This is a genomic window from Pseudaeromonas sp. HNCC25DJ180, assembly GCF_055413345.1.
In genome coordinates this window covers 139,593-156,229 of the sequence record NZ_JBVAYF010000013.1, presented here as the reverse complement: position 1 = coordinate 156,229, position 16,637 = coordinate 139,593, and the positions used below count along the sequence as shown (strand labels likewise).

Here is a 16,637-nt window from a genome sequence, read left to right as displayed (position 1 = left end):
TTGTTTCTCCATCCTCCAGTGTATCTCACTCGGAAGCCTTTCCTTATATCATCATAAGATGCATTGACTCTGGCTCTTTTGTTTGAAAAGAGTACCAGATTCATCTGTGACACTTGATGTTGATGTAATACTCTGCGAAATTGCCCGCTGACAGATTTCTTTACACATATTCACAAAATAATGGCCCTTAGCATAGGGATTATGCTGTGGGTCAGTAAACGGGTTGCTCCCCTTGTGAGGCGCTCTGCGAGGTGGTCGGAGAGTGCGTTACCTGTTTAGTATGTTTTATTTCATGGATGATTTCTCGAATGCTGCCTTCTCTGCGCCCTTTTGCCTTGGCCCCTGGCTTTTTTTTGCTCCTGATTTTTTTGTTATTATCCTTTCCCGCTGTCGCGGACTTAAATATTAGAGCTAACAGCCAAATTGGCAACGTGGCTAATAACTACACACTCTCTGTGGATGAATGTGACAAGTTACAAAGTGTGGCGATACAGAGTGGATTAGAGGGCTCTCAGCAACTCACCGCGAAAGATGCCTATCAAGATAGCCAATATTCCAATATCTGCTTCTTTGATTTTTCTTTGTCTGACTCATCTTCTCTATCTCCACGCGTGGAAGTAAAAAAACAAGATAGGGAGCTCATTTCATATAGTGAGTCATTCAAATCAGAGGGTAATGCGCCAGCCATTAACATTATTTCAGCGAAAATTTCAGGAGAGGATGGCAAGCAAGATCTAACTGTCGAGTTTGAAGCAGAAGATGATCTGGATGTTCGTTATTTAGAGGCATCAATTACGGGACTTAGAGCATCTGATCTTCGCGCTGCGGGTGGCGTTCTGGCTCAAGTTAAAGATAAGGCGTTTGTCACTACAGATAAACCGGTTCGCATTTACCCCCTGAGCGATGAGCAAAATACTTATTTTGCTACTCTGCCGATTAAACAGACTCTTTCAACCAGCGCTATCGCTAATGACGTACTGGTTCTAGTTGATGCTGCCGTTGTCGATAGTAGTGATAACCGGGCTACTGATTCACAAATATTGCTGACGGGCGATAATATTTCCGAGACGGCAGAGGCGCTAATTGTCTCTAATGATAAAATAATATTGAGTGATCCGCTGCAAACAGCGGTTATTTCAGCCTCAGTTCGTTATCAGTTCCGTGGTTTGGTTAATGTCACGGGTCTGGGGTCCGACGTCAGTTACCACTCATCTCATCCAGATATTGTTGCTGTAACCAATGATGGCACTGTCTATCCCGTTGCCGAGAGTGCGGGGCAAGAAGTAAAAATCACTGTCTCCTATCCAGGGTTACCGGATGTCACCATTCCTGCGGTTGTTGATTACACCAAAAAATTAAAAGGCTTAGCCATTGAACATGGTGAGGTGAACAGCGCTAAATTTGTCATCTCGCGACTAAATCACTATGTGGATCTTCCAAGGTTAGTCGGTGTTTACAACGATGACTCCAGAGCGCTTATCCCGGATAACTGGAAGCCAACCGTCACCATACCTGAGCCTTACCGCTCAGTTTTGTCGTTTGATGAACAGGGTAAAATTCGCGCTTCGGCCGTGATCAGTGATAAGACGCCTGCGCAGTTATTGCTCTCTCTCCCCCAGTTGCCGGGCATAAGCACTGTACTTGAAACTTCGGCTCTGGATGCGGCTCCCTCTATCGAGCTGCTGGCTCCGGGCTCCTTGACCGCGCCCAGTGAGTTAAAGCTGCAGGCCAAGGTCAACGATGATGTGGGCATAACCCGAGTTGATTATCTAATGGATGGTCAACTGGTCGGTAGCCGTAACAGCGCCCCATTTGATTTGAGTATGCCGGTACCAAAAGATCTGGTTGGTCGGGAGCTGGAGTTTAGTGCCATCGCTGTAGATAGCGCCGGACAGAAAACGAGTACGCAACCTCAGCAGGTCAAGATATTAGCAAAACAGGAAGAGACGCTTCCTGACTATAAATTTGAGATGCCCGATGATGGGCAGCGTTTTGTAGAAAATAGCCCATTCACTCTGCAAGTGGCCGTGCCGCTTGGCATAATGCCGGATGTTCAAGAGCGGAGTGTGCTCTCTCGTGTCGAGTTTTTTACTGATGGCAGCAAGATAGGGGAGGCATCATTTCCCCTGCTGGCTCAACGCACCGTTATCGTAGACGGTAAAGAGGAAACGGCTCTATTTGAAATATGGCGCTTACGGACTAATACCCCATCGGTTGCGACTAAAGAGTCAACACTGGCAGTGTCGGCTCGTCTCTATACCAATTCGGGTACTGTGGCTGATGCTCCAGCACGTCTGATCCGGGTGCAACAAAATAGCGCGCCCTCCGTCAAGATCCTTGCGCCGCAAGCGGGGAGTAGTGCCACGGTCGGCCAAAAAGTGAATTTTGCTGTCGAAGTTGCCGACGACACCCTGCTAAGTGGTACTCAAGTTGATCTGCTGCTCGATGACAAGGTGATCCAAAGCCAAACTATCACGGCCCAGAGTGATGATGAGTTACTCGTCCCGGCCACAACCCGGCAGCTGATATATAGCTATACAGTGACAGCGGAGCAATTGGGTGACACGCTTAAATTTAAGGCAAGAGCGACAGACTATCACCAGCAGATCACTGAATCGCCCGCGCTGAAAATAACCACAAGCGAAGACCAGCCGCCCACAGTCGCACTCTCCTATCCCGTCACGGGGACGTCGTTTGTGGCGGGCTTGCCGTTGCAGATCAGAGCGAATGCGGTTGATGACCTCGGAATTGCCAAGGTTGATTTTTTAGTAAATGGCATCACGGTAGGGTCAGATAACCAGGCCCCTTATGCGTTTGAATACCCGACACCGCAAAAGATCGCTAATGAGCAAGAGTTAACCCTAGCGGCTGTTGCCACGGATTCTGCCGGACATGTCGTTACCAGCAATAGCGTTCATGTGACACTGGGCCATGATGAAGAGCCGCCAGTTATTAACCTGGCTTCGCCTGTGATTTCCGATACCCATGCGGGTGCGTCCGTCGCCAAAGTTATAGAGAATAGCGAAGTCGTATTAAAAGTTACCGGTTATGACAATGTGGCCGCCACTCGACTTGAAGTACACGGCATAGTCAAAAGCGGGAATAAATACCTTTTAACCGGTAACGCCAATGATGTTGTTACCGGCGATGAGTTTGCCCCGCAAAATATTCCTGGTGCCGTGCATGCCTTCTCTGCGTTGAAATTAGTGCAGGTCCCGGCATCGACTAAGAATTCTGCGGTTGAATTTGACTCCTACCCCGTCTCCATCACAGCTTGGGATGAGGCGGGAAATAGCTCGACCACCTCGGCTGTCATCGGCGTTATGCAGGACAGGGCACCACAGTTGGTTGAGTTGGAGCCCAATATCAACCAGCTGAGTGTCGCGGGTAAGCTGCAGCTGGGCGTGTTAGCCAAGGATGATAAAGCTGTTGCCAAGGTTAAGGTGACTTACTCTATCGCGGGGCGTGTGATCAAGGTTAAAACCTTCGACGCTTCTCATGGTCTGACTCTGCTACCCACTGTGCAGCTCAGTGATGAGCTGGATTTAGCCTCGCTGCATGATCTGGACAATATTAACCAAAAGTTGCGGATCACGGCCGTCGCTTATGATGAGAATGAGCAGGCCTCGGCTGAGGTGAGCCGAAGCGTCGACATAGTTGCCGATCAGATTTCTCCACAAGCGGCCCTCTCTTCACCCACTCCTGGTGCCACCCTGTTTACATCTGAAGCGACTCGCTTTAAGTGGCGTGCACTTGACCCATCAGGACTCAAGAGCATAACTGCGACGGTGCAGGGCAAGAGTATCTTCTCATCGGCACTTAACCTGAGCGTGAACGCTGAAGGAGTGTTTGCATTTACTCCTGCTGAGTCGGGCGAGTTGGTGATTGAGCTGGTTGCGGTGGATCGCTTTGATAATAAGAGCCGCTCCGAGTGGCGTTATCAGGTTAATCGTAACCAGGCGCCAGAGATTTCGATTCGACAGCCCGCCGCAGGTTCACGCCTGCAGGAGGGAGAGTCATTCAATGTGACGGCTTTGGTCACGGATGACAGAAAATTGAGCAGTGTCAGTTTCTTGGTCGTGGAGTCAGGCAAAGAGCGGTTAGCTAAGAGTGTGACTGGCCGTGAGCTTGAGCAAGCTGTGGCGCAGGGTGGCTATTTCTCCGTTTCATTACGCGTACCTAATCGCGATGTCGCTGGTTCTGGTGTTGTGTTGCGGGCTACGGATGATAGTCAGGTCGTCTCCTCTTTGCTGCTCGATCTGGATCTAGAGGACGATACAGAAGCCCCCACAGTGGTGCTAGCGGCACCAACTTCCGCCGTGACCCTCTATCCAGGCGAGTCGTTTGAGCTATCTGGTACGGCGACCGACAATTTCTATGTCGATAATGTGCTTCCCGTTCTGCTGAACAAGCAGGGGGGAGTCGTTCCCGTCCAGTGGGAAAGTTTCAGCCGAAATGAGCACATTGAACAGATCAAGGTAGCTAACCCTGGCAGCCTGGGCTCTATGGTGGTGGCCGAGCGTTTCAACGTTGATTTTAAAGCCAGGTTGCGTCTGCCTGTCGATCTGGCCAGCCAGGGCGATGAGTTTACCCTTCAGCTCCAGGCTGAAGATAAGGGAGTCAATAAGACGCTGACTCAGCCCCTAGCCATACATCTGAAACAGGACGATGAAGCCCCCAAGATTGTCTTGAGCTCGCCGCTGAAGAGTCTCTATGACAGACAGAGCAGCCCGTTGGCCCTCTCTATTAGCGACAATGTCGGGATTGCCAGCTACAAGGTGCAGATTGCCGACCCCACGACTCGTCTCATTGAGCAAAAGCAGGGTCTATCGACTCAGCGAGTGGATGTTAACTCGCCTACTGCGATCGATCTTGCGCGTTTTGTGCCGCTGAATGGTAAGGCGGCACAATTCACCCTGCATATTGAAGCAACTGACTTAGCGGGCAACCCAGCCACGCTCAATCAGGTGATTGATGTGCTCCCCGATCAGGCGCCCGAAGTCACATTGAGTGGTCGTGAGCCTGCTGCCCCGGCCAGCAGTGGTGGTGTAGCCTATTTCATGCTGCAGAGTCAGGATGATTATGTATCGGCAGAGGCGCCGTTACAGCTCTACCCACTGCTCACCACCTTGAGCGATATGGCAACGCGCAACCCTGTGGGCCTCCTGTCTCAGGATAAGAAACCACAGCCCACTATTACGTTGGCCTATCCCGAGGCGGGGGATCTATCGGCATCGCTGCTCATCAATGGGGTTCAACGCCTCTCTTTGCAGCAAGGCAAGCTGACTCTCTCTGCCGCAGAGCAGCAGAAAGTGGAGTTTTTGCAGCTGTCGATCCCGGGGCGTGAGCTGAGTTACCGTCTGACGTATCGTCAAAGCCAGGAGTGTGCGCCTGGTGAGCCCCATGAGGTGGTGGTGACGCCAGAGCAACTTCGTGGTGCGGGGGGCAAACTGGAGCTGCGCTCCTGGTTGCCGACCACTGCGACTACGGTTTGGATTCGACCAGAGGTGGTCGGGCAAGAGGGCGAGAGTTCATCACTCTTTTTGCAGAGCATTCGGATCGACTCGGGCAGTGTCGCCTCTCTTACTAGCTATCCGCATGGATCGGAAACCCGCTATCTGGAGCGCTTTGCCCATATCGAGTTGGCTCTGCAAGATAGTCAAAAGAGCGATGAGTTGGCCTATTTGCAACTCATGCCTGCCTTTACGCTACAGAGTGCCTTGGCTACCCGAGATGTGGCGGCCTTGCTGCCTGTGATGGGCAAAGAGACGGGCTACTCCCTGTTTGCCTATGCGGCGGATCGACTGGCCGCAGAGCGAGGGGCGCAGCCCCTGACAGCCTTGCTGACAGAGCAGGCCAAGCACGATCAACAAGCCCCGGAACTGAAGATACTCTCGCCTCTGGATGGCAGTGCCGTTCGTGCCGGTGAGCGCTTGACTCTGGAGCTGAGTGCCAAGGATGACTCAGGGCGGCTTGCCGAGTTGATGCTGCAGGATGGGGCGCAGAGCAAGACCTTGACGGGAGCTTTGGTGGGCGAGGATCACTACCGTTTTGTCTACGATGTGCCAAAAGATCTCAAGGGCGGTGAGCTGCCGCTAGTGGTCACGGCCAGCGACGAGAGCGGCCAGGTGAGCAGCCAGAGTGTGAAGTTGGCGATTCAGAGCAACCAGGCGCCACAACTTAGCCTGAGTGGTTTTGCCTCTTACATGGTCAATGGCCAATATCAGAAGCAGCTGACCGACGCCTCCAGACTCAATTATGGGGAGTTTTGGGTGCGCAGCGGGGAGACGTTCCGCCTGAGCAGTCGGCTGGTTGATGATGCCGCCCTGCAAAGTTATGCCATCTATCGGGTCAATCGAGATGGCAGCCGGACCACTGAGTTTTATCGTGCCTTCGGCACGCTCTGCCCTCAGGCCGTCATCAAAGAGGTGGCGCAGCAGGATGCGGAGCTGACGTTTGCCCAGAGTGAACCGACAGAGTATGTGCTTGAGCTCGTTGACAATTTGGGGCAGAAGTCGGAGCGGACTATCCTGGTTCACCCCTTGGATAACGTGGCACCGCAACTGCGTATCGTCACCCCGGCCAATAATCAATACATAGTGGCCGGGACCAGTCAGCTGAAAGTAGCCCTCGTGGCGGCAGATGATCGCCTGCTCAGCGGTGATCAGCTGGTGCTCTATGCCAATGGGGTTCAGCTACGCAGATCCGACGATAGTTCGACAGCCGTTTCGCTCTCCGATGCCGCGACACGCCAGGCGTTACAGAGTATTTATGATGCATTTGAGAGCAAGTACTCCGCCGATGTGGCCAAGGAGTATGGTGTCAGCAACTCTCCTAACCTCTTGTTGAAGAGCTATCTCTTTGATCTTCCCTCTTCGCTCATCAAGTCTAATGAGGTGATCCACTTCTCGGCGCAGGTCAAGGATAGTGACAACGCCATCGGCAAGCATGAGATCACCATACTCGGGGCCAAAGATGAGATCACTCCCGAGGTGGCGATTGCGCAGCCTGGGGTAGGCTTTGCCGCGCCAGAATCATCCGATTTTACCCTGGCGTTCCGGGGTTATGACAACGTCAAGGTCGAGCGTCTGGAAGTGTCAACCCACTATGGGGTGCGTAAGGCGGATGGTAGTTATCAAGAGCTTCCCTATGGTGCCGCCCTGCGTACCGTGTCGGGTATTCCGGCAACGGATGCCGATCCGGTCTCTACCAACAATGTGGATACGCCCCTCTATCAACAGAAGGTGCATGTTGCGCGTCTGGCCGATATTGCGGCACTTTTCCCTGCCTTGGGCGAGCTCAAGGGGGCCCGTTTTGATCTGTGGGTGCGCCTGACGGCCGTCGATCCATCTGGCAATCGCCGTAGCAAGGAGATCACCCTGCCGATCAAGGTGGATGAGGCACCTGTGGTCGATATCACAGCGCCGGTTGATGGAAGCCGTCAGGTGGAGTCGACCGCCCTCTATGTCAATGTGCATGCTTATGATGATGTCGGGCTCGATTCGTTACGCCTCGTCGCCGAGCAAGATGGCAAGCCGCTGTTTACCCAGCGCTTGCGCACACCTCCCTACAATTTCCTGGTTCCGCTCCCGGCCTTTGACCCGGATAACGCCGCGAACAACCGCATCACCCTCAAGGTGGATGCCATCGACACCTATGGTGCCGCCTATGGTGATCTGGACAAGCATAGGGCTGAGGAGCAAGCCACGATCGAGTTGGTCTCGGATGCTCCACCCGCTGTGGCCATTGCCGAGCCCACCGACGGCGCGGCCGTGGTGGAGGGCGAATACCTCCTGGTCAAGCTTAACGCGGTCGATGATGCGGGTGTGGATCGTGTCAGTTTGAATGTGGCCGGTTTACTCGGCGGGGACAAGACGCTCATAGATACCTCTGCGCCCTATGAGTTTTTACTGCCCGTGCCCTATGGTCAGGCAGGCAAGCCTCTGCAGCTTTCGGCATCGGTTACTGAGCGTCGAGCCCAAGGGGCTCGCACTGTGCCGGCCCTGCGCAAGGTTACGGTCAATGTTAATAAGGATACCCTGCCACCCGAGATCACCCTGCAGCAGCCTCCGGCGGCGGGGGGGACCCTGGCCGAAGGGCGGCCACTGCCTTACCAGATGCAGATCCTGGATAACGTGCGAGTTGGCAGTGCCAAGCTGCAACTCTTTGTGGATAAGAACAGTGATGGTGAGTTTGCCGCCAGCGAAGAGGTGGCGCAGTCACTCCTGATCTCGGCCCCTTGGTCGGGAAGTTTACCTGTCGACACCATGGCGCATTATCTGCCCGAGGGGGCCCAGCTGCCTGAGCGTATGGCCCTGCTCTTCAGGGTGACGGCTCGCGATGGGGCGGGTAATGAGAGTGTCGAGCAGCGACAACTCTACCTGGTCAAGAATGCACCGCCACAGGTGCAGGAGATCCAGGCGCTCAATAGCCAGGGGGTTAATCTGGGCTCCCACTTGACCCAGCTCACGGCGGGACAAAAGGTGCTGCTGAATGTGATCGCCTCCGATCCTGAGGCCGGGGTCCAGAGCGTGGCGCTCTACCAGGCTATCGGTAAGAACGCCCCCTTCACCGAGCTCTCTCGGGATGGCGCCGCTCCTTATCAATTCCATATTCAGGTGCCTAAAGATAAGGTTGGTGAACCCATAGCCTTCAAGGCCCTAGCGGTTGATGTGGATGGCAATGCCTCGGCGCTCTCTGCCCCACGCAGTTTCACCATTCAGGCCGATATGCCCCCCAGTGGGCAGATAGTGCAGCCAGCCAATGACAGTAGCGTCATCATAGATGGTCAGCCCCTGGAGATAGTGGTCGATGCCCGGGATGATCTGGGCAGTGAGGGGGTAGACAGGGTCCAGTTCTATCTCAATGGCAACCTGGCGTATACCGCCTATGACTCCCTCTCCGCCACTCAGGGTGGCTCAGGGCAGGATCACCTCTATAAGGCCGTCATTGATGCGCCCAAGGGGGTCGATGGTTTTGCTCTGCAAGCGACGGTATTTGACAAGTTGGGGCAAAGTGGTCTGACCCAGGTCGTGCATGTGGGCCGGGTAGAGGATACGGTCAAGCCCAAGCTGGAGATATTGCAACCCTTTGCCAACGATGTGTTGACCTCAGGTGAACCTCTGGTGGTGGCCGTGGGTGTCACCGATATCGGGGTTGAAGAGGATCGCAAGGTCAAGGTCCAGTGGATCCGCGAGTATCAAAATGAGCAGGGTGAGTGGTTGACCCTGGCTAGCAAAGATCTGGTGTTGCAGCACAACGATGATGACTCGGTGCGCCCCGTCATCAGCAAGAGTGATGTGAAAAATCACTACTTTGTCTATTGGCAGCAGTTTGCCGACGGCGAGATATTGCAGCGCCAGCACTACAAGAATGAGCGGGTACGTCTGGTGGCTGCGGTCAATACGCCCAACCATGTGGTGCAGCGTGAGGAGTGGCATGAGATAGGTATGCCTATCAGCCATAACCTCTACCTGCAACCGGGTAAAAGCGAACAGGCCAAGTCTGCGGCGAAAAGCGTCTACTACAACGCGGTTGCCCAATACAAGTCTGCCGAAAATACCGGCGGAGTGATCGCCGCCTGGTCGACCCTGGATCCTTACAAGTTTGAGGAGGGGCTTGGCGCCCACTATCCGCTGCTGAGCACGGATAGTGAATGCGTGGCCTGTACTGGCCTCTTCCTGGCCGATCTGGGCGTGGAAGATAGCCAGAGTGGCGATCAATTTGTCTACTCCGATCTGACCAATGGGGCCGCCCAGTGGTTTGAAGGGTCGATCTCGGAACTGCATGCCGATGCCAACATGGTGTTGGCGACCAAGCAGGGGATCCCTACCCAGATAACGCAGGATAGGGATCACCCGACTCAGTTTACGTCGCTGCTGCGTGCTGGCCTCTCCGCTGGCGTGGAGAAGAGTGGTCTGCAGCAGGGAAGCTCCGAAGGGGAGCTGCTGCTCTTTACCCAGCAAAATGGTGATGAGCAGTTTGGTTTGCCCTACCTGCTGGCCGGGCGTATCGAGTTGCCCTATCCCCAGGTGTATGGCCTGGATCGTCAGGATAATCTGGCCTTCGTGGCCAACGGTAATGGCGGGGTCCAAGTCATTGATATCAGCCGTCTCTCGGCACCGAGCCATCTTGGCTATATCAAGCCGGATGGCTATGCCAGAGACGTGAAGCTCAAGGATCACTACGCCTTCATCGCCGCCTCCGAGCAGGGGTTGGTGATTGCCGATGTGGCGGACCCGACCATGCCGATCGTGGCCTCACTCGATACGCTGGGGGTGGCGAACCGTCTGCAGATAGTCGGGGATAGAATTTTTATCACCGACATGGCGGGGGAGGGGGCGACCTCGGCCCTGAGCGTCATCAATATCCGCGATCCGCTGCATCCGCGCATGGAGCGGGTCATCAACCTCAAGCCCAATCGCACCGATCTGCGCGCCGAGGGGGTTTATGATGTGGCCGTGGCCGGTAACCTGGCCTATGCCTCGGTTCACTATGTGGATCAAGCGGGCAAGCCCGCACAGACTCTGGTCGAGGTGATCGATCTGGAGCAGGTGGCCGAGACGGGTGTGGATGCTACCGTCCCCGTGATGATCAACCCTCATGCCACACAGCGGAGCTTCGCGGTGCGGGATATGGTCATGGCCAGGGGCGCCATGCAGTTGGCGGCGGGAGAAAAGGGTATTGCCCGGGTTGAGTTCAAGGAGCTGCAGCTGGTCGGGCATACCCCGGTTGCCTCCGAGCGTCAGGTCTCCACCGATCTGGCCAAGATCCGACTTGAGCTCTCGGCCGTATTGCCAGCCGATGTGGATCTCCACAAGGCGGTGAGCGTCTACCGTGGCGGCTACCCGCTGGGTGAGGAGATGGCGGATGGCTTCAATGTGGCCTTCGCGCAACGTCAAAGCGCCGATAAGTCAGAAGCAGAGGCACACCGTTTCATCGAGCTCACTCCGCTGCGTCCGCTGGAGCCAGCCACAGAGTATGTGGTGGTGGTGCATCAGGGGCTACACCCTCTGACCGGTTACCCTCTGGCTCAAGATTACCGTTTCTCCTTCTACACCTCGGCGGCGGGCAATGCTGCCAAGCCGCAAATTACCTCCATCTCGCCGACTTGGGGCTCGATCGAAGGGGGCACCACGCTAACCATTCGCGGCGACCACCTGGATGCCAAGGCCCAGATCTGGATCGGCGGGCAAAAGAGCGAAGTGAGCAACTTTACTCCGGCTAAAACTGAGCAGGAGAGCGACCAATTAGAAGTGGTGACCCTGCCCCACTATGCGGGGGCGGCGGCCGTGCAGTTGACCAACGAAGCCGGGCTACAAACCACTGTGCTGGGTGGTTACACCTATGTGGATCTGCTGCAGATCTCCGCCGTCACGCCGGGCGTGATCCGGGTGGGGCAGCAGGGGGCAAACGACAAGGTGACGATCACAGGTTATGGTTTCCATGCCGGGATCACGCTCAAGGCCTACCCGTCAGGACACCCTGAGCTGGCTAAACAGGATGAGATAGGTTCACGTCTGCACCTCTATGGACCCCAGCGCCTGGAGTGGCTGGTGGCCGACTTTGGTGACAGCTATCGCGGCTTTGTCGACCTGGAGTTGAGGGATGCCCAAGGGCGGGTTGCACTGCGTCCTAATGCCCTCTTCATGGGACACCTGGTGGTGGATAGGGCGGTGCAGAGTCGTTCCCCCTTCTCTGCTGATGAGTTGAAAAAAGAGCTGGAGCGTCTGGCTAATGGCCTGCCCAGTGGTCTTAGCAAGGATGCGCAGAAGCTACCGCCGGGCAAGGTGGTGGATCTGGCCGCCGATGCCAAGTTGGGACTCATCTATGTGTTAGGGGCGCCGACTCCTGTGGTGAGTGGCCCTATTCATCAAAACATAGCCGACAGCGATACCCTGCGGGATTATGTCTCCCATGGCTGGATCGCCTTGCTGCACTATGAGCGCAGTAAGCTGAAGAATGCCGCCCCCATGGTGGGTCTGGGTTATTACGATCTGCCCAATGACATGACACCCGCCGCCATGGCGTTGTCTCGTACCCAGCTCTATGTGACGGCACAGGGCTATGATCTGCCTCTGCTGCAGAGTGAGCACGAGAACAACAGCTGGCTTCTGGTCTACGATCGCCTCGATCGTCTGCCCGATCTCTCACCCGATGGCGTCATCAAGAGCCAGGATCGGGACATACTCTACAAGTTACCGCTGCCGCTTGCGCAAGCTCCCTCCTCACTGCTGGCACTGGATGGCCTGCTGTTGGCGCAGATCGACAATGGTGGTGTGCTGGTATTCAGCATTGCCGATCCCAAGCATCCGGCTCTGGTTAACTATCTGGATTCAGCCCTGCTGGGCGGCGAGCGTCAGCCTTTGCATGCCCGCCACATGCAGGTAGAGGATGGCCGTCTGCTGGTCAGCAGCGATGGCTATCTGGTGCTGTTTGATCTCAACAAACCGGGCGCACCACAACTTGGCATACAGAAGATCCCCAATGGGTTAGGCGCACAGAGTGTCGCCTTGGGGGCGCCCCATGCACTCGCTCTGGGGGATCAGGGCCTGGGTGTGGTGGATGTCGAGAATCCCAACTACCTGCGTGAGTTGGGCCGTTATGTGGACAATGGTTTCCCGCTGCCCGGGTCGCTGGAGAGCATGGCGAGCAGCCGCACGCTGGTGACTCAGCTGCGTTCGCAACAATGTGATAAGGATTCATCCCGTTACTACTTGAGCCTCTTGGATGTGAGTCTGCCTGAGCAGATCCAGGTGCTCGACGCCCTGGCCCTGACCTCCTGTGTTTTCCCGCGTGAGGCAATAGCGGCCTATCCCTTGCTGCCTAATTTGCGGCAAAAACGGGCTCCCTCCCTGTTGACCGCGGATGGAGTCGCCGTGCTGGCCACCATGCCCGAAAGCCGGGAGTTGGGTGTCAGCGACGTGAAGCTGGTGGATCTGATGACTCCGGATCTGGTGACCCATAGCCCGGCACAGGGGGAACAGGGCGTGGGGCTTGATAGCGCCATTCACCTCACCTTCAGCTCGGCCTTGGTGATCCCGGCCGGTCAAACGGCCGAGGAGTATCTGGCTGCCTATCTGGCACTGAGTCAGCTGGATGGTTCGGCCAAGGGGACGCTTGTGCCAACGACCTTGGTCCTCTCGGCCGATAAGCGGGAGCTGACACTGACACCTAAGGCGCCTTTATTGGCCAATAGTGGCTATCGATTACAGCTGCGTGGGGAGAGTGCCAGCCGCCGCACGGCAGGGCTCTTTGATTATGCATTGAACTTCACCACTGGGCAGGGCGTGGGGAGCAAGCCTGAGCTGCTCTCCATCACGCCAGGCAGCTTGACGACCGCAGGTGGCGAGTTGCAAGTGGTGGTAGCGCAGGGTGAGCATCCCAGCTTTTTGCTCGGTGAGAGTGCCGTGGCCATCAAGGGGAGCGAACTGCTCGCCGATGGTTCGGTGCGTTATACCCTGCAAGCTCCGGCTCATGGTGCGGGCTTGGCCGGGCTCACAGTTGTCAATCAGGGTGGCCAGCAGAGTCGCTGGTTGGCGGCACTCCAGTATCTGGAGCCCTTGACCATCAGCACGAGTCTGCCGGCTCAAGGCAGCGTAAATGGTGGTACCCGGGTTCGCGTGGAAGGCTCGGGTTTCACCCCTGGCCAACTGGTCGCCGGTAAGCCAAGGACCCAGGTCTATCTGGGCGATGAGCCGGTCAAGGCCGATGATCTCAAGGTGATCTCCTCAACCGTGCTGGAGTTTACGACGCCACCGGGACAGTTGGGGAGGGCGGATCTGCGCATCGTGCTGGACAACGGCCAACAGGTTCGCGTCAAGGATGCTTTTGAGTATCAGCAACCGGTCAAAGCCACCATAGCGGGTGAGAAGATGGATCGCCTCTATGATGTGACGCTCGATCCTACTGGTACCTACCTGATGGGGGCGGCAGGGCGATCCGGTGTCATCATCTATAACATCGACTCCTCGACTCTGGTGGGGGATAGCAGTCAGATCACCAACCCGGATGATCTGTTGCGTCTGGTCGATAAAGATGGGGATGGCCGAGATGATCGTATCGTGGCTCGCACTCCGTTGCCGGATGGTTATGTGGCGCTGGGGATCCGCGCCTCGTTTAGCAGCCAGCGTGATCGTCTCTATGTGACGGCGGCCAAGTTCACTAAGGGACAACCTAGCGAGGCCCGTCTCTTCATCATAGCCATTGATGACGAGGAGATCGGCAAGAGCACTGTGGTTCGCTCCTTGCCGCTGGATGCCTCCTATGCCAAGGGGATAGTGGTCGACGGCGATCAAGCCGTGGTGGCCATGGGTGAGAAGGGGATAGGGTTTGTCGATACCTTCCTCAACACCAAGAGTTATCTGGCACAAAATCTGGTTATCGAGGGCGGCAAGCCAGCCCTGGATCTGGCGACCATTGCCACCCCGGCTGGGCAGGGCTCCCATTATGCCCTGGTCACGGGGGCCTATGACTTTAATAGCCAGCGCCTGCTGGAGCAGGAAAGAGTCGGGGCGGGTGGTTTCTATATCATAGCCAACGATACCCACACGGGCTTGCATGTGCGTGGCCAGTTGGATATCCCTGCCAGCCATGTGTTGGTCTCGGGCCACTATGCCTATCTGGCGGCCGGTGATGCCGGCGTCGCTATCGTCGATATCAGCGATCTGGATCATCCCAAACTGGTCGCGCGCGTGACCAATCAGGGCCATATCTATGATCTGGCTCTGAACGGCAATCTCCTCTATCTGGCCAAGGGCCAGGCGGGGATGGCCACCCTGGATGTGACCGATCCGCTCCATCCTCAACTGCTCCATGCCTATGCGGCCAGTGAGGGGGCGGCTATCTATACCCTGGAGGCGACAGCCTACTCGGCCATAGGCAGTGGCGTGACGGCGCTGGGCCAGGGCTTGGTGCAGGAGTCACCCGATGTGGCGCTCAAATTGCACAGCGTCACCCCGGGCAATGGGGTGCTGGATCGTAATGCTAACGGTGCGGTCGTGGTGCGCCTGCGCTTTAACAAGGCCATAGATAGTTATCCGGCTAACCGTAACCTCTTCCATGTGCAGAATGCGCAAGGGGCTGCGCTGCCCTTTACCCTGCAGCTGCAGAACAACGATGCCGAACTCACCCTGCGTGAGCCCGTCGCCTTGCAACCGGGCGAGCAGGTGAGTGTGCTGGTGGACCAAGGGCTGCAAGCCGCCAAGCCGGTGGCGCAGTCGCAAGGCAGCAGCTACTTGACTCTCTATCGTCTGGCGCACGCCCAGCGCGTAGAGCTGACCTACCGCGATGCGCGACAGGACGAGCTGGCGCTCTCTGCCGTGGTGCCTCGCCGCTTCACGCTCAATACCCCCGCGCCTGTGACCATCTCCATGCTGGGTATTCCCTCGACTCTCGATACGCTACAGCTCTATGTGGCGGATCAGGCGCTCAAGCTAGAGCGCATCGAGGCCAGCAGTGATGATGAACGGGTCAGCATGGTGACTGCCACCCTGCCTGCGCTCACTCAGGCGGGACAATATGATCTGGTGGCACGAGTCAAGCGCGGCCAGGTCTGGCAGGAGCTCTCCCTGCCTGGCGCCATACTGGTGGATAAACCGTTACAACTGAGTCGTGTGATACCCGAGTGGGGGCCCCAGCGCGGTGGCTCTTTGGTGACGCTCTACGGCCAGGGCTTTGAGCCAGGCACCTCGGTCTCGGAAGGGCTGAGCCTGCAGATTGGTTCGCTGCCGGTACAAAAAATCGAGGTGCTCTCTACGACCAAGCTGCAACTGGTCACCCCTCAGGGTGAGCCGGGGCGCCATGAGGTACGTGGCCGCGATCGCTATGGGCGCCAGGCCATTCTGCCTGCGGCCCAAGGTTTTGGTTATGGCATCACTCAGCTTGCCTATACGCAGGCCAATTCTGTCCAGCCGCTGGATATCCAGATTGATCAACAGAGCGGGGTCGCCATCACAGGAGCGGGTCTGTTCCGGGCTATAGGCAAGGCCCAAGTGGTGGATGGCTTGCTGCTGCCAGAGTCCTGGTTGGCGGCCACCTACAGTGTGCAAAATGGCTTGCAACCCACACTGGTGGGCGGCTCCAGCAGCCTGCCTGTCAGCGGGAGTGATGGCTCGGCGCTTAAGCGTTACATCACAGAGAGCCGGCTGCTGCAAAAGGCGCTCAATCCCTCCACCATGGAGATAGATCTGGAGCGCCTGAGCCTGGAAGAGCGTCAGCTCTATCAGCGCGTAGCGGGGGGAACGATTCCTCTGTCCGCCGACTCTGTGCGTCTGGCGCGCCAGAGCCGCTTCGATGGCTCCGTCTGGCATAAGCAGCTCTATGTGGCCAATGGTCCGGCCGGGGTCGCCCGCTTAAATCTGGATGATCAGAATAGCCTGCAGAGTGCGGGTAACCTCTGGACACAAGAGGGGCTCTTTAACGGAGTCACAGCTCAAGGGGCGGCGCTCTTTGCCGCCAAGAGTTCGGGGGAGGGTGAGCCACCCCTGGGGCCAGCATGTAGCAGTATTCCTTACCCTGGCTCGGCCACAGGGGTAGTTTCGGCCAACCTGATGGTGGCTAATGACCCCGTCTACATGGGTAGCGTGCCCTTTATCAAGGGGGGGCAGAGCCTGAGTTATCACCAAGGGTGGCTCTAT

Annotated in this window: 1 protein-coding gene (only partly in view); it reads left to right on the top strand. The window is 56.5% G+C overall.

The annotated features are described in order from the left end of the window. Positions 1 to 1,106: 1,106 nt before the first annotated feature. Positions 1,107 to 16,637, top strand: partial view of an Ig-like domain-containing protein gene (locus tag ACZYTD_RS13215; protein WP_463892660.1) — the beginning only. Its footprint extends 19,035 nt past the window's final position; the window shows 15,531 of its 34,566 coding nt (coding positions 1–15,531); the start codon lies at positions 1,107 to 1,109; its stop codon lies beyond the right edge, outside the window.